The organism is Streptomyces sp. NPDC096132, assembly GCF_044763345.1.
Lineage (GTDB): Bacteria > Actinomycetota > Actinomycetes > Streptomycetales > Streptomycetaceae > Streptomyces.
Map to the genome: position 1 here is coordinate 243,900 of NZ_JBIWGA010000002.1, position 16,509 is coordinate 260,408.

15 protein-coding genes and 1 pseudogene are annotated in these 16,509 nt (G+C 73.0%); 10 read left to right on the forward strand and 6 right to left on the reverse strand.

Annotated elements, in window-relative coordinates:
- Nucleotides 1-100 precede the first annotated feature (100 nt).
- A complete protein-coding gene (locus tag ACIRF9_RS05495) occupies nt 101-1,009 on the forward strand; it encodes a pseudouridine-5'-phosphate glycosidase (protein ID WP_403816743.1) in 909 nt (302 codons plus the stop codon).
- A gap of 58 nt (nt 1,010-1,067) precedes the next feature.
- Nucleotides 1,068-2,048: a carbohydrate kinase family protein gene (locus tag ACIRF9_RS05500; protein WP_403817929.1), complete on the forward strand. Its 981-nt coding sequence runs from the start codon at nt 1,068-1,070 to the stop codon at nt 2,046-2,048.
- Between the two features lie 16 nt (nt 2,049-2,064).
- Here ACIRF9_RS05500 and ACIRF9_RS05505 read toward each other — a convergent pair whose 3' ends face one another.
- Nucleotides 2,065-2,859, reverse strand: coding sequence for a methyltransferase (locus tag ACIRF9_RS05505; RefSeq protein ID WP_403816746.1), 795 nt, complete (start codon nt 2,857-2,859; stop codon nt 2,065-2,067).
- A 268-nt stretch (nt 2,860-3,127) separates the two neighbouring features.
- On the opposite strand from ACIRF9_RS05505, the gene ACIRF9_RS05510 reads away from it, so the two are divergent.
- Entirely contained in the window at nt 3,128-4,255 is a 1,128-nt protein-coding gene (locus tag ACIRF9_RS05510; protein WP_403816749.1) for a magnesium and cobalt transport protein CorA, read from the forward strand.
- Nucleotides 4,256-4,319: 64 nt separating this feature from the next.
- Here ACIRF9_RS05510 and ACIRF9_RS05515 read toward each other — a convergent pair whose 3' ends face one another.
- Both ACIRF9_RS05515 and ACIRF9_RS05520 read right to left on the reverse strand, forming a co-directional pair.
- Nucleotides 4,320-4,754, reverse strand: coding sequence for a CBS domain-containing protein (locus tag ACIRF9_RS05515; RefSeq protein ID WP_403816752.1), 435 nt, complete (start codon nt 4,752-4,754; stop codon nt 4,320-4,322).
- Between the two features lie 137 nt (nt 4,755-4,891).
- Nucleotides 4,892-5,545 (reverse strand): uridine kinase, encoded by a 654-nt coding sequence (locus tag ACIRF9_RS05520; protein ID WP_403816755.1) that lies wholly within the window; start codon nt 5,543-5,545, stop codon nt 4,892-4,894.
- Between the two features lie 140 nt (nt 5,546-5,685).
- On the opposite strand from ACIRF9_RS05520, the gene ACIRF9_RS05525 reads away from it, so the two are divergent.
- From ACIRF9_RS05525 to ACIRF9_RS05550, 6 genes are all read left to right on the forward strand, one after another.
- The gene (locus ACIRF9_RS05525) at nt 5,686-6,450 is read left to right on the forward strand and encodes a DUF2293 domain-containing protein (RefSeq protein ID WP_403816758.1); all 765 of its coding nucleotides are present in this window, start codon (nt 5,686-5,688) and stop codon (nt 6,448-6,450) included.
- Between the two features lie 141 nt (nt 6,451-6,591).
- A complete protein-coding gene (locus ACIRF9_RS05530; protein WP_403816761.1) occupies nt 6,592-7,071 on the forward strand; it encodes a DUF1772 domain-containing protein in 480 nt (159 codons plus the stop codon).
- Nucleotides 7,072-7,166: 95 nt separating this feature from the next.
- Complete coding sequence (locus ACIRF9_RS05535) at nt 7,167-8,654, forward strand: glutamate synthase subunit beta (RefSeq protein WP_403816764.1); 1,488 nt, start codon at nt 7,167-7,169, stop codon at nt 8,652-8,654.
- A 429-nt stretch (nt 8,655-9,083) separates the two neighbouring features.
- Nucleotides 9,084-11,261 carry a PEP/pyruvate-binding domain-containing protein gene (locus tag ACIRF9_RS05540; RefSeq protein ID WP_403816767.1) on the forward strand — a complete coding sequence of 726 codons (2,178 nt, stop codon included), beginning with the start codon at nt 9,084-9,086 and terminating at the stop codon, nt 11,259-11,261.
- Nucleotides 11,258-12,286: a hypothetical protein gene (locus tag ACIRF9_RS05545; RefSeq protein WP_403816770.1), complete on the forward strand. Its 1,029-nt coding sequence runs from the start codon at nt 11,258-11,260 to the stop codon at nt 12,284-12,286. The genes ACIRF9_RS05540 and ACIRF9_RS05545 overlap by 4 nt, the downstream gene beginning before the upstream one ends.
- Nucleotides 12,287-12,394: 108 nt before the next feature.
- Nucleotides 12,395-13,099, forward strand: a complete 705-nt coding sequence (locus tag ACIRF9_RS05550; RefSeq protein ID WP_403816773.1) for a dual specificity protein phosphatase family protein — start codon at nt 12,395-12,397, stop codon at nt 13,097-13,099.
- A 66-nt stretch (nt 13,100-13,165) separates the two neighbouring features.
- Here ACIRF9_RS05550 and ACIRF9_RS05555 read toward each other — a convergent pair whose 3' ends face one another.
- The 3 genes from ACIRF9_RS05555 to ACIRF9_RS05565 all read right to left on the reverse strand — a co-directional run bounded on the left by ACIRF9_RS05555 (nt 13,166) and on the right by ACIRF9_RS05565 (nt 15,194).
- Entirely contained in the window at nt 13,166-13,978 is an 813-nt protein-coding gene (locus ACIRF9_RS05555) for an SAM-dependent methyltransferase (RefSeq protein ID WP_403816776.1), read from the reverse strand.
- Between the two features lie 100 nt (nt 13,979-14,078).
- A complete protein-coding gene (locus tag ACIRF9_RS05560; protein WP_057580268.1) occupies nt 14,079-14,333 on the reverse strand; it encodes a DUF397 domain-containing protein in 255 nt (84 codons plus the stop codon).
- A complete protein-coding gene (locus tag ACIRF9_RS05565; RefSeq protein WP_403816780.1) occupies nt 14,334-15,194 on the reverse strand; it encodes a helix-turn-helix transcriptional regulator in 861 nt (286 codons plus the stop codon).
- A 241-nt stretch (nt 15,195-15,435) separates the two neighbouring features.
- Between ACIRF9_RS05565 and ACIRF9_RS05570 the strand changes: the two are divergent.
- Nucleotides 15,436-16,140: pseudogene (locus ACIRF9_RS05570) on the forward strand (ATP-binding protein); the annotation flags it as partial.
- Nucleotides 16,141-16,509: the final 369 nt, after the last annotated feature.

Below are 16,509 nucleotides of genomic sequence, written 5' to 3' on the forward strand. Positions count from 1 at the left end.
TGCGTCGCGGGCCGGTGGTGTCCCCCACAGGCCGCCGGGGTTTGGCCGGGCGTGCCGCCCGCCAGAGATGAGGGAGAACCCGAGGACAGGAGACAGGCGCATGGTGCTGGTGGTGTCGGAAGAGGTGCGGGAGGCGGTCGACGCGCGTCGCCCCGTGGTGGCCCTGGAGTCCACGATCATCGCCCACGGGCTGCCGCGCCCGCGCAACCTCCAGGTGGCGCTGGAACTGGAGTCGGTCGTCCGCGCGGAGGGTGCCGTCCCGGCGACCATCGCAGTGTTGGACGGACGGCCCCATGTCGGCCTGGACAAGGAACAACTGGAGCGCGTCGCCAACGAGGACGGCATCCGCAAGCTGGGCCATCGCGACCTGCCGCTCGCGGTCGCCTCGGGAGCGAGCGGGGCGACCACGGTGTCGGCGACGGCGCTGCTGGCGGCGCTGGCGGGTGTGCGGGTGTTCGCCACGGGCGGGCTCGGCGGGGTGCACCGGGAGTGGACGGTGACCCAGGACGAGTCGGCCGACCTGGGGCTGCTGGCGCGCACGCGGATCACGGTGGTGTGCGCGGGAGTGAAGTCGATCCTGGACGTTCCGGCGACCCTGCAGCGCCTCGAGACGCTGGGCGTGGCCATCGCCGGTTACGGCACGGACCGCTTCCCGGGCTTCTATCTGTCCGACTCGGGCCATCCGGTGGACTGGACGCTGGAGACGCCGACGCAGGTGGCCGAGGTGATGCGAGCTCAGGACACGCTCGGCGGGCCGGAGTCGGCCCTGATCGTCGCCAACCCGGTGCCCGAGGAGGAGCAGCTGGATCCGGAGTTGCACGCGCGCGTGCTCGCCGACGCGCTGCACGCGTGCGAGGAGGCCGGCGTCACCGGCCAGGGCGTCACGCCGTTCCTCCTCGACTACCTGGTCCGGCACACCGACGGCGCGTCCCTGAGCGCGAATCTGGCAGCGGTGCGGGGCAACGTACGGCTGGCCGCACGGATCGCGGCGGCTCGGGCCGGGGCGTGAGGGTGTGACCGGGCGGCCGGGCGAGACGGAACGCGAGCGTGGCGGTCCGGTTCCGGACCTGGCCACGGCCGGGGTGCCGGGGGCCGGGATCCGGTCGGGCGGGGCGCTGCTGGTCGTCGGGGACGTCGTGACGGACGTCGTCGCGCGGCATCGGGGGCTGTTGGCGGCGGGGACGGACACGGCCGCCGTGATCCGGACGCTGCCGGGCGGCGCGGGTGCCAACGTGGCGTGCTGGGCGGCGCATTGGGGGTGCGCGGACGTACGGCTGCTCGGTCGGGTGGGCGCGGACTCGGTGGCCTGGCACGAACGGGAGTTGACGGCCTGCGGGGTGCGGCCCCGGCTCGTCGTCGACCCGGTGGCGCCGACCGGGACGGTGATCTGTCTGGTCGACACGGATGCCGCGGCCGAGCGGACGTTTCTCACCGACAGTGGCGCCGCGTTGCGGCTCGAACCCGGCGACTGGTCGGCAGCCCTCCTGGACGGGGTGCGCCGACTGCATCTGTCGGGTTATCTGCTGTTCTCCGAGTCCGGGCGCGGGATGGTGCGTACGGCGGTGGCGTCGGCACGCGCGCACGGGGTGCGGGTGAGCCTCGATCCGGCGTCGGCGGGTTTCCTGGTCGAACTGGGCGTCGACCGTTTCCTGGACCTCGTCGAGGGGGTGGACGTGCTGCTGCCCAGCCGTGACGAGGCGTGTCTGCTGACCGGGTTGCCCGACGGGGCGGATGCGGCGGCCGAGCTGAGCCGCCATGTCCCGCTCGTGGTGTCCAAGCAGGGCGCGGACGGAGCGCTGATCGCCCGGAACGGAGCCGTCCTGACCCGCGTCCCCGCCGTTCCGGCGACGCCCCGGGACACCACGGGCGCCGGCGACGCCTTCACGGGCGCCTTCCTCGCCGCCCTGCTCACGGGCACGGAGCCCGGAGCCGCGGCGGCCGAGGGGTGCCGGGCGGGGGCTCGGGCGGTCGAACGGGTGGGCGCCCGGCCGCCGGCCACCGGGAGCGGATCGACGTCGACGCCCGCGGAGGAGGCCCGCGTCGGCTGAGGACGGGTCTCGCCCCTTATCCCTTGCGCCCCCACGCCGAGATCATCGGTGCCGTGCACAGGTCCATGGTGCCGGAGGCGACATTGGCCAGGTGGCGGTCGATCTCCTCGTCCGTCGCGAGACCGGCGGAGACGAGTTTGTCGCGGATCTGGCGGACCGTCGCCGATTCCAGGGCCGCGCAGGCGGATGAGGCGACCGGGAAGTAGGCGTCGGCCTCGACGCGGTGCAGCCCGGCCTCGCGCAGCAGACGCGGAAGCTTACGGCCGTAGGCGAGGTCGGCTCCCCGGTCGGCGAGCAGTGTGCGGAAGCCGTGCCGCAGCCGGTTCGCCAGTTGCTGTTCGGGGCCGTGCTCGTCGGGGCAGAGCAGGGGCTGCAGGGCGGGGTCCCCGTCCTCGATCAAGAGGCGTCCGCCGGGGCGCAGGGCCTTGACCATCGAGCGCAATGCCCGCTCCCGGTCCGGGACGTGAACCAGGACGAGCCGGGCGTGCACCAGGTCGAAGCCCTCGGTGGGGGGCTCCTCGACGCCGACGTCGTGGACGCGTACCTCGACCGGCGGGCGGGCGGCCGGGGCCAGCCGGGAGGTGTCGATGTCGGTCGCGACGACCTTGCCGGTGGGACCGACCTTCTTCGCCAGCCAGGTCACCACCGAGGTGCCGCCGGCTCCGACCTCCCAGCAGCGCCAGCCGGGGCCGATGCCCAGCCCTTCGAGGTGGCGGAACGTCGTGGGGTCGAAGACGGTGGCGAAGGCGTCGAAGCGTTCCCCCGCCTCGGTCTGCTGGTTGTCGAGAAGGTACCCGTCGGTTCGCGTCATGTGCTGATCATCCCAGTTGTCCGGCTTGCCGGAGGCGGTCGACGCGGCGGGATTGCGCGCCGCGCCCACGGTGGCACGGCGGGGAATCCATGGCCGTAGCGGCCTGGAAGTCCGTACCGGTGGCGGTCCGAAGTCCCTTCGTCCACAGGCGGGAACAAAGCGGAATGGGCCCTTTCCACAGGCTTACCCACGACATCCGCGGGCCTGGCAGACTGGCTGGCCAGGGCGCAGGAGTGCGGCGCGAGGAGATCCACGCAAGGAGATCCAGATGACCATGGCAGGGAATCTGCGGAAGGTCACCGGCCTCGGAAGGGTCGGCGGCCTGCGGAAGGTGGCACGGTTGGGCCGGCGGCGTGCCCGGGTCGACCTGAGTCACCCCGCGCGCTCCCCGCTGGGTTCCTCGGTGGTCAACTGTGTGACGTACCAGGACGGCCTACGGGCCCCCGTCGGCGAGGATCTCGTCGACACGGTGGAGCGGGTGCGCAAGAGCGGCCACGGCTTCGTCTGGCTCGGCCTGCACGAGCCGACCAACGACGAGTTCGCAGGAATCGCCGAGCTCTTCGACCTGCATCCGCTGGCCGTGGAGGACGCCGTCGAAGCCCATCAGCGCCCCAAGGTCGAGCGGTACGGGGAGACGCTCTTCGCGGTCTTCAAAACGGTGTGCTACGTCGAGCACGAGGAGCTCACGGCGACGAGCGAGGTGGTGAACACCGGCGAGATCATGGTGTTCGTCGGCCAGGAGTTCGTGATCACGGTACGGCACGGGCGGCACGGTTCACTGGGTCCGCTGCGCGAGGAGCTGGAGTCCGACGCCGCCCAGCTCGCCAAGGGCCCGTCGGCGGTGCTGCACGCGATCGCGGACCATGTCGTCGACGACTATCTGAACGTCACGGACGCCGTGCAGGCGGACATCGACCAGGTCGAGGCGGACGTCTTCGCGGAGAACGGCGCGCGGGCCGACCCGGGGCGCATCTACCAGCTCAAGCGTGAACTCCTGGAGCTGAAGCGGGCGGTGGTACCGCTGAAGCGCCCGCTCCTGGACCTCGCCGATCGGCCGGTGCGGGTGGTCGACCCTGAGATACAGGCGTACTTCCGGGATGTCTCCGACCACCTGCTGCGGGCCACGGAGCAGATCGCCGCGTTCGACGAACTGCTGAACTCGATCCTGCAGGCGCATCTGGCGCAGGTCACGGTCGCGCAGAACGAGGACATGCGGAAGATCACGGCCTGGGCCGCGGTGATCGCGGTGCCGACGATGGTCTGCGGGGTGTACGGCATGAACTTCGATCACATGCCGGAGCTGCACTGGAGGTTCGGCTACCCGCTGGTCATCGGCGTCATATCCGTGGCCTGCCTGGTGCTGTACCGCGGCTTCCGGCGCAACGGCTGGCTCTGAGGGCACACGGCCCGGCTCCGAGCAAGGCCTGCCTCGGTGCCGGTGCCGCCGCGTGGGACCGGCGTCAGTGCGGGCCGGCTCCGGTCCTGGCGTAGACGCTCCCGGCCCAGGAGGCGATCTGGTCCTCGCTGAGGTGCTGGGCGAGGTCGGCCTCGCTGATCATGCCCACCAGGCGCTTGTTCTCGATGACGGGCAGCCGGCGGATCTGGTGGTCCTGCATCTCGCGGAGCGCGTCGCCGACGTCGGCGTTGGCGTCGATCCAGCGGGGGGTGCCGCGGGCCATCTCTCCGGCGGTGACCTTGGACGGATCGCGGCCCTGGGCCACGCAGCCGACGACGATGTCGCGGTCGGTGAGGATGCCGCAGAGCCGCTCGTTCTCGTCGCTGATGGGAAGGGCTCCGACATTGAGCTCGCGCATCAACTGTGCGGCTCGGTCGAGGGTTTCTTGGGCGGGGATCCAACGGGCGCCCCGGTGCATGATGTCTCCGGCTGTGGTCATGGATACCTCCCGGTGCCGGACGGCCGGCGCGGCGCGGGGGGCACCGCTGGTCCCGGCGCCCCTCCATTCTCGTCGCGCCTCCGGACACCCGCATCTCACCGGGGCACCGAACGCCGGTGGCCGCAACTGCGCGGCGTTCACGCGCCGCTTGACCCGCCCCACGCGGGATGGCGCGGATCGTCCGCCCGGACGAGGACGTCGGCCGTACCGGCCGGGTCGGTCTCCCTCGTGTAGGTGTCGAAGGCGGGCAGTGTCCACTGGTCCGCCTCCGGGGTGCGGCGGCGCAGGGCGGCCGGGGAGAGCTGGACATGGACGGTGAGATCGAAGGGGAACCAGTGTCGAAGCAGGAGGGGTCCGTGCAGCAACAGGAATCCGCCGGGAGGGAGTTGGACGTACGGGCTGCGTGTGGCCCGGTCGGCGGCCGGGTCCCAGAAGTCGGGCAGGATCCGCCCGTCGCCGCCGGCTTGGAGGGGGTCGAACACCTCGCGCCAGAGGGCACCGGTGTCGAACCAGCCGTTGTAGTAGGCCTCCACGTCGTGATGGCCGTACTCCAGGCGGAGGGAGGCGGGGCGCAGGAACCCGTGCGTGTCGACGACACGGGACGCGCGGCCCCGTATCCGCAGCGCCTCGGCGACGCGTGCCGCGAGGTCTCCGGGGCGGGCGGCCGGAGCGCCGTCGAAGGCGACGCGGGGCCAGGGGCTGCCGTCCTCCGGCTTCAGGTCGAGCAGCCGCTCCGCCAGGAGGTCGCCGAGCCGTTCCCAGGTGATCGCTTCGAGTCGCACACGGCCCATGATGCGTCAGGCGCCGCCCGGCACGCGTGGCGGTCGTCGCGCGCAGGCTGTCGGCGCTCTCGCACCGTGCGCCTTCGTGCGGGGCCGAGCCGAGCCGACGACCACGTGGTACCGCGCCCACCAGCGGGAATGAAGCCTCCATGACAGCCCTCGCGACTCCCCCGTCCCGCACCGGCCTTCTCGTCGTCCAGCCGCTGCGGCGGAAGCACTGCGCCGGGTGCCGTCGGGGACCGCAGCCGATGCTGGTCCTGGAGGAGGGCGGGCCCCGCTGCCTGGGCTGTGCGGACCTGGGACACCTGGTGTTCCTGCCGCGTGGCGACACGGCGCTGACGCGCAGGTCGCGGGAGGAGAGCACGCTCTCGGTGGTCGTGGTGCGGTTCAACCGGCGCAAGGGGCGTTACGAGCGGCAGGGCGTCCTGGTCGAGGAGGCGGGGCTCGCCCGGGCCGAGGAGCGGTGCCTGGCCGACGCCGAGGCGCGACGGCGGCGCCGGCTGCGGGACGCGCGGCGGCGGGCCGCGGAGGACGCGCGGTTCGCGGAGGCGTTCGCGGCGGCGATCCTGCGCCTGTTCCCCGGCTGCCCCGCGGACAGGGCCCGGGCCGTCGCGGCACACGCCTCGGTGCGGGGCAGCGGGCGGGTGGGCCGCAGTGCCGCCGGGCGGGCGTTGTCCGAGGGCGCGGTCGTCTCGGCGGTCGCCGCTTCCGTACGGCATCTGGACACGCCGTACGACGACCTGCTGATGAGCGGCGTGCCGCGCAACGAGGCGAGGCGGCGAATCGCCGCGCGGGTGGAGGGACGGCTGCGGGAGTGGCGGGAGGGCGGGGAGGGGCGGGAGGGGCGGGAGGGGCGGGAGGGGCGGGGGAGCCTAAGGGGCGACACGCGCGGAGAGACAGGTTCCGCCGCCTAGAGCCCGCAGGGCCGACCCCGGAGAGGACGGCGCATGTCCCCGCGCGCCCTGGCCATGGTCACCGATCATGTACGGGATTTCACTTGAGGTGACGGATCCGGGCCGGGCAGGATCTCGGCACGACACGGGGAGTTGACGTTGATGACCGATGGACCGTATCCGATGCTCGCGTTGCTGGGCGCTGTGGCGACGGGGCTGATGGCGGGAGTGTTCTGTGCCTTCTCGGTGCTGGTGATGCGGGGGCTCGCCGCGCTGCCGGCCGCGCAGGGCGTCGCCGCGATGAACGCGATCAACTCCTCGGCGATGACCCCGGCGTTCATGGTGCTGTTCCTCGGCTCGGCGGGGCTGTGCGCGGGGATCGCGGTGGTGACGTTCCTGCTGTGGCCGGACGAGGGGACGGTCCACCTGCTGCTGGGCAGCGCGCTGTATCTGGTCGGTGCGTTCGGGGTCACCGTGACGGCGAACGTGCCGCGCAACGAGGCCCTGATGAGGCTGGAGCCGGGTGCGCCGGAGGCGGTGACGTACTGGCCGACGTATGTGCGTGAGTGGACGCGGTGGAACCACGTGCGGGCGGTCGCCTCGACGGCGGCGGCCGTCGTGTATGCGTTGGCCCTGGTCTGACTCTCTGCGCTGGCGGCCGACGGGACGTATCGTGGCCGAAAGAGTGCCGCCCGATGACGCTCGGCCTGTCCACGCGTACGCAAGGAAGACGCCCCATGGCCGATCCCAAGGGATTCATGACCACCCCCCGCCAGGACTGGCCCCGCCGGCCGGTCGAGGAGCGGGTCCGGGACTGGGACGAGGTCTACGTCCCCGGGGCGCTCCTGCCCATCATCAGCAAGCAGGCCGACCGCTGCATGGACTGCGGCATCCCCTTCTGCCACGACGCCTGTCCGCTCGGCAACCTGATCCCGGAGTGGAACGACCTGGTGTCGCGGGAGGACTGGCGGGCGGCGAGCGACCGGCTGCACGCGACGAACAACTTCCCGGAGTTCACCGGACGGTTGTGTCCGGCGCCGTGCGAGGCGGGGTGCGTTCTCGCCATCAACCAGCCCGCCGTGACCATCAAGAACGTCGAGGTGGCGATCGCCGACCGGGCCTGGGCGGAGGGGTTCGCGCCGCCGCGGCCGCCGGACCGGCTCTCGGGGAAGACGGTGGCGGTGATCGGTTCCGGGCCCACCGGGCTGGCCGCCGCGCAGCAGCTGACCCGGGCCGGGCACACGGTCGCCGTGTACGAGAAGGACGACCGGATCGGCGGTCTGATGAGGTACGGCATCCCCGAGTTCAAGATGGAGAAGCACCATCTGGAGCGGCGGATCGAGCAGATGCGCGCCGAGGGGACCCGGTTCCGTACGGGGACGGCGGTCGGCCGGGACGTCGGCGCGGCGGAGCTGCGGGCGCGCTACGACGCGGTGGTGATCGCCACCGGGGCGACGGCCTGGCGGGAACTTCCCGTGCCGGGCCGGGAGTTGGCCGGAATACATCAGGCGATGGAGTACCTGCCGCTGGCCAACCGGGTGTGCGAGGGTGATCTGGAGGTCTCGCCGATGTCCGCCGCCGGCAAGCATGTCGTGATCGTCGGCGGTGGGGACACCGGCGCGGACTGTCTGGGGACGGCGGTCCGGGAGGGCGCGGCGTCCGTGACCCAGCTGGACATCTACGCCCAGCCGGGAGTGGACCGCGACGAGGACAGCGATCCCTGGCCGACGTACCCGAAGATCTACCGGCTGTCGGCCGCGCACGAGGAGGCGCGTGACCTGCGGAGTGCGCCGGCGGCCGACGCGGACGCGCGACTGTTCGCCGCGTCCACGCTCCGCTTCACCGGCGGCGAGAGCGGGCATGTGCGGTCGCTGCACCTCGTCGAGGTCGACGCGCTGCGCCGGCCGGTGGCGGACAGCGGGCGGACGCTGCCCGTGGACATGGTGCTGCTGGCGCTCGGTTTCTCCGGGCCCGACCGGCAGGACGGACTCGTGGACCAGTTGGGGCTGACGCTGGAGCCGCGCGGCACGATCGCGCGGGACGGCGCCTTCGCGACGAACGTCCCCGGGGTGTTCGCCGCCGGCGACGCCGCGCGCGGGCAGTCGCTGATCGTGTGGGCGATCGCGGAGGGGCGTGCGGTGGCGGCGGCCGTCGACCGCCACCTGTCGGGCAGCTCGCGCCTCCCGGCACCGATATCGCCGTACGACCGGCCGATGAGCGTCTAGCGACCTCGCCGTACGACCAGCTCAGTCCGATCGCGCAGATCACGGCCGGCACCGGGCCCGGAGCAAGCATCGCGAGCCGCCCGGCCTCCTGCCCCCGGCCCAGGCGCCGCAAGCCCGCCCGGCCTCCTGCCCCCGGACGAGGCGCCGCGGGCCGTCTCCTGCCCGAGGACGAGCCGTCGGGTGCTGCCTGCGGACGAGCGGCACGGCGAGATCTACGGTCGGTTCCGTAATTCCCCTCCCGCATGTCCGAAAAGTGGCTTACGGGCTACAGGGATCAGAACAGCGGTGGGACCATCGGAACAGGAGGTGCGCTGTCGTCGTGTCCTGCTCAGGGACCGGCAGCGGCTCGCCCCATCCTTCGTTCCGCCGTCAGGCGCAGGGCCAACCCCGCGCGTCCCCCCTGTTGGCGGTCGGTCCTGGAGGGTGTTGATGACGACGCTCGACGAACGTCACGGAGACGGTGCCCACGGCGGGGAAGGCCCACGGGGCGAGGTCGCCCTCGGCCCGGCGGGGACCCACGGCCCGGCCACCGTCCCCCTGGAAGACCCCGGCGCCGCGCTCCCCCGACACGCAGGATCCAAGGCCGCGAACCTCGCCCGTGCGGCCCGCGCCGGCCTGCCCGTACTCCCCGGATTCGTCATCCCGCACGACGCGGCCGGTCACCCGGTCGCCCTGTGGCGGGCCTGGGACGGACTCTCCGACGGCGGCACCCGCCCGCTCGTCGTGCGCTCCTCGTCGCCGCAGGAGGACACCGAGGAGTCCTCGCTGGCGGGCCGGTTCGCCTCCGTGCTCGACGTATGCGGCTGGCCCGCCTTCCGTACGGCGGTGCGGACCGTGCTCGACTCGGCGCACCGGCCGGACGGCTCCACGGCGCCCATGGCGGTCCTCGTGCAGCTGATGCTCACGGCACGTGTCGGAGGAGTGCTGTTCGGTGCCGACCCGGTCGAGGGCAGGGCGGACCGGATGCTGGTGAGCGCGGTGCGCGGTGGGCCGGACAGCCTGGTCAGCGGGGAGCAGGCCGGAACCAACTACTGGCTGGGCGGCCGCGGACGGCTGCTGCGCACCGAGCCCGACCGCGCGGAGCCGCTGCTCACGCGCGCGGAGCTGGCCCGGCTGGCACGGCTCGCGCGGCGGGCCCGGAAGGTCTTCGGCGGGCCGCAGGACATCGAGTTCGGGTTCGACGCGGGCGGACGGCTGTGGCTGTTCCAGAGCCGTCCGATCACGGCGATGGCGGTACGGCCGCCGCGCGGCGCCCGACTGCTGGGGCCGGGGCCGGTCGCCGAGACGCTGCCGGGGCAGCTGGCGCCGTTGGAGGAGGACCTGTGGGTCACTCCCATGGCCCGAGGGCTCGCCGCCGCGCTCGACATCGCCGGCAGCGCACCGCGTCGGCTGCTGCGGACGGTGCCGGTGGTCACGACGGTCGGCGGGCGCGCGGCCGCCGATCTGCGCCTGCTCGGCGCGGTCGCGCCCGCGCACCGGTGGCTGGCGCTGCTCAACCCGGCGCCGGGAGCGCGCCGGCTCGCCGCGGCCTGGCGGGTGGGACGACTCACCGCGGCGCTGCCGGGCCTGGCCACGGATCTGGTCGCGGACGTCGACCGCCGGCTGGCCCGGATCCCCTCGCCCGCCGGACTGCCCGGCCCGGCCCTCGCCGCGGAGCTGCGCTGGACCCGCAGGGCCCTGGTGTCGCTGCACGCCCAGGAGACCCTCGCGGGCGCTCTCCTGCGTGAACCCCCGAGGAGCCGCACGGCGGCCGGAACGGCCCTGCCCGCCCTCGCCGACGCCCGCGCCCGGGGCCTGTCCGACGACCGCGCGGTGGCGGCCGACCCGGTGATCCTGACCCTCACGGCACCGAGCCTGCAAGACCGGGGCCGACCACCCCGGACACAAGCCCAGGCATCGGCACCAGCACAGACCGCCGCACCAGCAGAAGCCCAGCCACCGGCACCGAGCCAAGACGGCGCCCAGCGGAGCCTCCTGAACGGCGGCCCGAAACGCGACGGCGCTCCCCTCACCGCCGCTCCCGCCCCCGCCCTCCCGCCCCGCGAGGCCCTCCGGCTCCGGATCCGCTGGGTGCAGGAGCTGCAGGTCCGGCTCGTGCGGGAGGCGGCCCCACGGGTGGGATCCGGGGTGGCGGACGTGACGCTGCTGCGCTGGCGGGAGCTCGGCGCGGCGCTCGACGGCGGGGCACTGCCCGGCGACCTGCACGCGCGCGTGCCGCGCACCGCGTCGCCCCCGCTGCCGGACGTCTTCCGGCTGGCGGAGGGCGACATCGTGGTCGCCGAGCACCGTGACGGCCGCGGCGACGGCGGACGGGGTGTGTCCGGCGGGCGCGCGGTGGGGACCGTCTGGGACGGCACGGGCCCCCGCCCGGAGGATCCGGTGCTCGTCGTACGCACCCTGGACCCCGCGCTCGCCCCCCTGCTGCCCGGCCTCACCGGCCTGGTCGCGCAGACCGGCAGCCCGCTGTCCCACCTGGCGGTCCTGGCCAGGGAGTTCGGGCTGCCCGCGGTCGTGGGCGCCGTGGACGCCGTACGCCGCTTCCCGTCGGGCGCACGGCTCACGGTCGACGGGACCACGGGGGACGTACGGCTGGGGGACGCGCCATGAGGAGAGTCGCGTTCGTCTTCGCCGGCCTGGCCGCCGCCGGGGCGGCCACCTACCTCGTCGTCTACCTGTACTGGTGGCAGTGGCAGCGGGCCCTGATCTGCGGAGTGCTGCTGCTGGTCGTGGAGGTGATGCTGTTCGGCGTCGTCCTGCTGGGGCGGCTGACCCGGATCGAGGAGCGACTGCGCGACACCGACCGGCGGCAGCTTGAGCTGGACGCCCGGCAGGAGGACGTGCTCGCCCGGCTCCGGCAGCCTTCCGGCGAGCGCGAGGAGGCCCGGTTCCGGTGGCTGGAGGACCCCGCGGACCGTACGTACGTCTTCGTGCCGGTCCTCATGGTCACTGGCGTACTGCTGTCGGGGCTGGCCTGGGTGGTCCAGCGGATCGCGTCCACGACCGCTCGGCCGGCGGAGCGCCGGCTGGCCGGGCGGCTGGCGGTCCTCACCGCACCCGCCCCCGAAGACCCCGCCCACCACTACGGCACCCCTGGCCCCTACGGCCCCTACGGCATCAGCGACCGTTACCTCCCCTACGCCCCCGTCGCCCCCTACGGTCCCGGCGGCCCCCACGGCCCCCTCGACCTGGAGGACCTGCCGCTGCCCGGCGGCTCCCCGCCCTCCCGTGGCCGCATCGCGCGCGTGGCCGCGGTGTGCGTCGTCGGCGCCGCCCTGCTCGCGGGGCTGGTCGTGGGGATCGCCCAGCTCACGCAGACCCGGGAGGAGAAGGAGAACCGGAACGAGGCGACCTCCGTGATCGTCCGGGTCGACGTACGCGGCCCGGACCTGACGGCCGCGCGCCGGTCCCTGGCCGCCCAGCAGGTCTGGGAGCGCTGCCGGGACTCCACGTCCGTACCGCTGCGTCACGCGACGCTCGGCGACCTCGGCGACGGGCTGTTCGCCGGGACCGTACGGCCCGCTCTCACCGAGCACGACCGGCTGCGGCTGACCGGTTGCCTGGAGGACGCGACCCTGGAACGCACCCATCTCACGGTCGTCGGCATCGGGGACGCGGACACGGACGACGACTGATCGACCACCGTACGCTTCGCATATGCATGCGTACACGGACAAGACGCCCAGGGGGTGCCCGGGCTACCATGCCAAAGCGCCCACGTCCCCTAGTCCCCCTGGTCGCTCATGGCTGCCCTCACCGCTACCCTGCCCAACCCTGCCCTGCGCAAGCGCCCCCTCCCCCGGCGGGCGCTGCGCGTCCTGATCGCCCTGGTCATCGGTTACGTCGCCCTGTGGGTGGCCGGCGCCGGCGGCATCGCGGCACTGTCGTACTGGGCCCGTGAGGAGACCCCGGCACCCGCGGGAACGCGGACCGTGCAGGGCATCCACAACTTCCAGCCGGTGGGCACCGAGGGGAAGCTGTGGCGGGGCGCGGCCCCCTCCCCGGCCGGTTACCGTGCGCTGGCGGGCATGGGCTTCACCACGGTGGTCGACCTGCGCGCCGAGGACCTGAGCGCGACCCAGCTCGCGAATCCCCGCGATGCCGGGCTGAACGTCGTACGGCTGCCCATCCGTGACGGGCAGACGCCGAAGCCCGCACAGGTGCAGCGGCTCCTGGCGGCCGTCACGCAGGCCCCCGGGAAGGTGTTCGTGCACTGCGGTGCCGGAGTCGGCCGTACGGGCACGATGGCGGCGGCGTACCTCGTGGAGACCGGGCAGGAGTCCGCCTCGGCGGCGGTCCGGCGCAATCTCGCGGTCGGACCGCCGTCGATCGAGCAGATCTACTACGGGCTGCACCTCGAACGCAGTGAGGCCGAGCAGCCGCCGCTGGCGGTCGTCGCCGTGAGCCGTCTGGTGGACGCCCCACGGCGCATGCTGACCTGGTTCTGACGTCCCTCCGGCCTTGAGGCCGCGCGACCCGGCCTTGAGGCTGCGCGACCGTCCCGATTCTCCGGGTCAGGGCTTGCGGCCCACCGCCCCGTAGCCCGGGATGACCCCGTCGTCCTGGCCGGGGACCGGTTCGCCGAGTTCGGGGTGCCAGTCGGGGACGACCGACACACCGGGCTCGACCAGGTCGAGGCCGTCGAAGAAGCGGCTGAACTCCTCGCGGGAGCGCAGGGCCAGCGTGACGCCCGCCGCCTTGAGCTTCTCCGTCGCCGCCGCCGACTCCTCCGGGGTGAAGTCGGCGGTGGCGTGGGTCATCATCAGGTAGCTGCCGGAGGGGAGCTCGGCCAGCAGCCGGCCGACGAGTTCGTGCGCGCCGTCCTCGTCGGGGACGAAGTGCAGCAGCGCGACCAGCGACAGGGCCACCGGCCGGCTGAAGTCCAGGAGCTTCCCGGCCCCCTCGACGATGGTGGCCGGGTCGCGGACGTCCGCCTGCAGATACTCCGTGACGCCCTCGGGCGTGCTGCGCAGCAGCGCCGCCGCGTGGGCCAGCACGATCGGATCGTTGTCGCAGTAGACCACCCGGGCGTCCGGCGCGACCTCCTGGGCGACCTGGTGCAGGTTGGGCTCGGTGGGGATGCCCGTGCCGATGTCCAGGAACTGGCGGACGCCGTTCCCGGCCAGCCAGCGCGTGGCGCGGTGCATGAAGGCGCGGTTGACTCGTGCCATCACCGGCACGCGCGGGTCGAGCGCGAGCATCTGCCGGCCCATCGCCTCGTCGACGGGGTAGTTGTCCTTGCCACCGAGGTACCAGTCGTACATCCGTGCGGGATGGGGTCTGCTGGTGTCGATCTCGACGGCGGGGGTGGGGTCCTGCCCGGTCATGAGGCGCTCCGTAAGACGCAATGAGTAATCAAGTCAGTACCAGAACAAAGAAGTTGAGTGAAAAGAACGACAAACGAAAGACAACCGAAGGACAGTGGGCTCACGACAGCAGGAAGTCCGCCTCCCCCGCCTTGGCGCCCTCGATGAAGGCCGTCATCTCGTCGGTGGTGTAGATCAGCGCCGGACCGTCCGGGTCGGTCGACTGCCGGACGGCGATCCGGCCGTCGGCGAGCTTCATCGCCTCCAGGCAGTTGCCTCCATTGCCGCCGCTCCAGGGCTTGTGCCAGCCTTCGCTGCCCAAGTCCCGCGCGGGCATGCCGTTGTAGACACGTTTGCGCGGCTTGATGCGATCCATTCACAGCTCCTTGCGGAAATCCCTGAGGATCTCCTTCGTGCGATGTGCAGTAGCGGCCTGCGCCGCCATGCGGTCCATGACCTCGAGGTGGGTCGCCACCTCGGTGCGCGCGTCGAGATAGACGGCGCCGGTCAGGTACTCGCTGTAGACCATGTCCGGAAGCTCCGGCATGGCGAATCGGAACAGCACGAAGGGCCCGTAGGTGCCGGGGTGCGGCCCGCCCGCGAACGGGGCGACCTGCAGCGTCACATTGGGCAGCTTCGTCGCCTCGAGCAGTTTGTCGATCTGCGCGCGCATCACCTCCGGGCCGCCGATCGGGCGGCGCAGCACCGTCTCGTCCATCACGACCCACAACCGGGGCGCGTCCTGACGGGTGAACAGTTCCTGGCGTTGCATGCGCAGGGCGACGAGACGCTCGATGTCCTCCGGCCGGGTCTGGCCGATGGCACCCGACTTCAGGACGCCACGCGCGTAGGACTCGGTCTGCAGCAGACCGGGGACGAAGTGCGGTTCGTACTGGCGGATCAGGGCGGCCGCGCCCTCCAGGCTGACGTGCATCGAGAACCAGCCGGGCAGGACGTCGTGGAACCGCTGCCACCAGCCGGGCTTGTTGGCCTCCTCGGCCAACTGCACGAACCCCTCGGCCTCCTCGTCGGTGACGCCGTACGCCTTCAGCAGCAGCTGCAGGTACGGGATCTTGAGGCTGACCTCGGCCATCTCCATACGGCGGACGGTGGCGGGTGCGACGCGGAGGATGCGAGCCGCCTCCTCGCGCTTGAGCCCTGCGCGTTCCCGCAGGTCCAGCAGGCGCCGGCCGAGGACGACCTGTCCGACGGTCGGCGCGGACCGCGGCTCGCTCACGCTCCACCTCCACGAAGAGCCCCGGCCGGACGGTCGAGTTGGCCCGCTGGGGCCAGACCGGCCGGTGACGAAACGAATCCTGACAGCCTTACGGCGCCATTCGAAGACCTATTCGAAGATCTGTACGACTGGGTACGGATCTCCGGTGATCCCAACTGGCGCCGCTCAACGTGCTGTTGCGAGCAGTGTGCCACGGCGCTCCACTACGTCACACAGCACTCTGCATTTTTCAGAGTGACACTTGCCAAGTGTTCACGGCGGGGCGATAGTGGCAAGCGTGATTCCGTCCGCGCCCTTAGGAACAGACGCCGCCGCAGGCCGCCCCCAGGGTCTCGGTGCCGATGGGGGTACCCCCGCTCGAGCGCATTCGAGAGTGGGGGAGGGAGTTGGCCGCCAGGAGGCCACTGCCGAGCGCCGGTTCCGATTCGAACTGGCCGCCCATCCGGGTTCCCCCGCCCAGGCCAGACGCCTGGTGAGGGCCCGGCTGACCGGCTGGTCGGTGTGCGAGGACACCTGCGACACGGCGGCTCTCGTCATCTCCGAACTGGTCACCAACGCGATCGTGCACTCGGCCAGCGATGTCGTCGTGTGCGAGCTGCTCGACGGCGACGACGTCGTGCGCATAGCCGTGCTCGACGAGGGCTGCTCTCCCGAGGAGCCGCATCCCTCCCCGCAGCGCCCCGAGGAGGAGCACGGGAGGGGACTGCTCCTCGTCGAGGCCCTCTGTCACTCGTGGGGTGCCCAGGAGCAGGGTTCCGGCCTGCTCGTGTGGGCGGACCTCCCGCGCGCCGCCGACGAGCCCGCCGAGCTCTGTGACAGCGCGAGCGCCGACCCCGTACGGGATCACGCGGAGCCGCGCGACGACCTCGGCTGGGGTGCCCGCCCCAAGCCCGGCCCGGCCGACGGCTCCGGGGACGAGGACGAGCCCGCGGAGCAGGCCCACCGGGCGCCGCAGGGCGTCATGCCGGCGCCCCGGTCGGGCCGCCGTCCGGACCGCACGGCGGAGCCGGAGATCCACCCGGCCGACCCGACCCGCGCGCCGGGCCCTGCGCCCGCGCCAGGCCTGGCAGAGGCGGACCCCCACGGCACGGCAGAAGCGGACGCGCACGGCGCGGCAAAGGCGGACGTACCCGTGCCGACACGGCCGGCGATACCGCGCGGCGCGGCCGAGGCCTACGCGGCCGAGCTGATACGCCCGAACCGGCACCGCGCACCGGGGGCGGAACCCCGCGCAACCTACGCGACACATCCCGCACCGGAGGCGGAGCCTCGCGCGGCCTACGCCACACGCCCCGCACCGGAGGCACAGCCCCGC

What these genes read in the sequence shown, in the direction of transcription:
- ACIRF9_RS05495 (WP_403816743.1), top strand. Translation starts at nt 101, where the DNA reads ATGGTGCTGGTGGTGTCGGAAGAGGTGCGGGAGGCGGTCGACGCGCGT.
- ACIRF9_RS05505 (WP_403816746.1), bottom strand. Translation starts at nt 2,859, where the DNA reads ATGACGCGAACCGACGGGTACCTTCTCGACAACCAGCAGACCGAGGCG.
- ACIRF9_RS05510 (WP_403816749.1), top strand. Translation starts at nt 3,128, where the DNA reads ATGACCATGGCAGGGAATCTGCGGAAGGTCACCGGCCTCGGAAGGGTC.
- ACIRF9_RS05515 (WP_403816752.1), bottom strand. Translation starts at nt 4,754, where the DNA reads ATGACCACAGCCGGAGACATCATGCACCGGGGCGCCCGTTGGATCCCC.
- ACIRF9_RS05520 (WP_403816755.1), bottom strand. Translation starts at nt 5,545, where the DNA reads ATGGGCCGTGTGCGACTCGAAGCGATCACCTGGGAACGGCTCGGCGAC.
- ACIRF9_RS05525 (WP_403816758.1), top strand. Translation starts at nt 5,686, where the DNA reads ATGACAGCCCTCGCGACTCCCCCGTCCCGCACCGGCCTTCTCGTCGTC.
- ACIRF9_RS05530 (WP_403816761.1), top strand. Translation starts at nt 6,592, where the DNA reads ATGACCGATGGACCGTATCCGATGCTCGCGTTGCTGGGCGCTGTGGCG.
- ACIRF9_RS05535 (WP_403816764.1), top strand. Translation starts at nt 7,167, where the DNA reads ATGGCCGATCCCAAGGGATTCATGACCACCCCCCGCCAGGACTGGCCC.
- ACIRF9_RS05540 (WP_403816767.1), top strand. Translation starts at nt 9,084, where the DNA reads ATGACGACGCTCGACGAACGTCACGGAGACGGTGCCCACGGCGGGGAA.
- ACIRF9_RS05545 (WP_403816770.1), top strand. Translation starts at nt 11,258, where the DNA reads ATGAGGAGAGTCGCGTTCGTCTTCGCCGGCCTGGCCGCCGCCGGGGCG.
- ACIRF9_RS05550 (WP_403816773.1), top strand. Translation starts at nt 12,395, where the DNA reads ATGGCTGCCCTCACCGCTACCCTGCCCAACCCTGCCCTGCGCAAGCGC.
- ACIRF9_RS05555 (WP_403816776.1), bottom strand. Translation starts at nt 13,978, where the DNA reads ATGACCGGGCAGGACCCCACCCCCGCCGTCGAGATCGACACCAGCAGA.
- ACIRF9_RS05560 (WP_057580268.1), bottom strand. Translation starts at nt 14,333, where the DNA reads ATGGATCGCATCAAGCCGCGCAAACGTGTCTACAACGGCATGCCCGCG.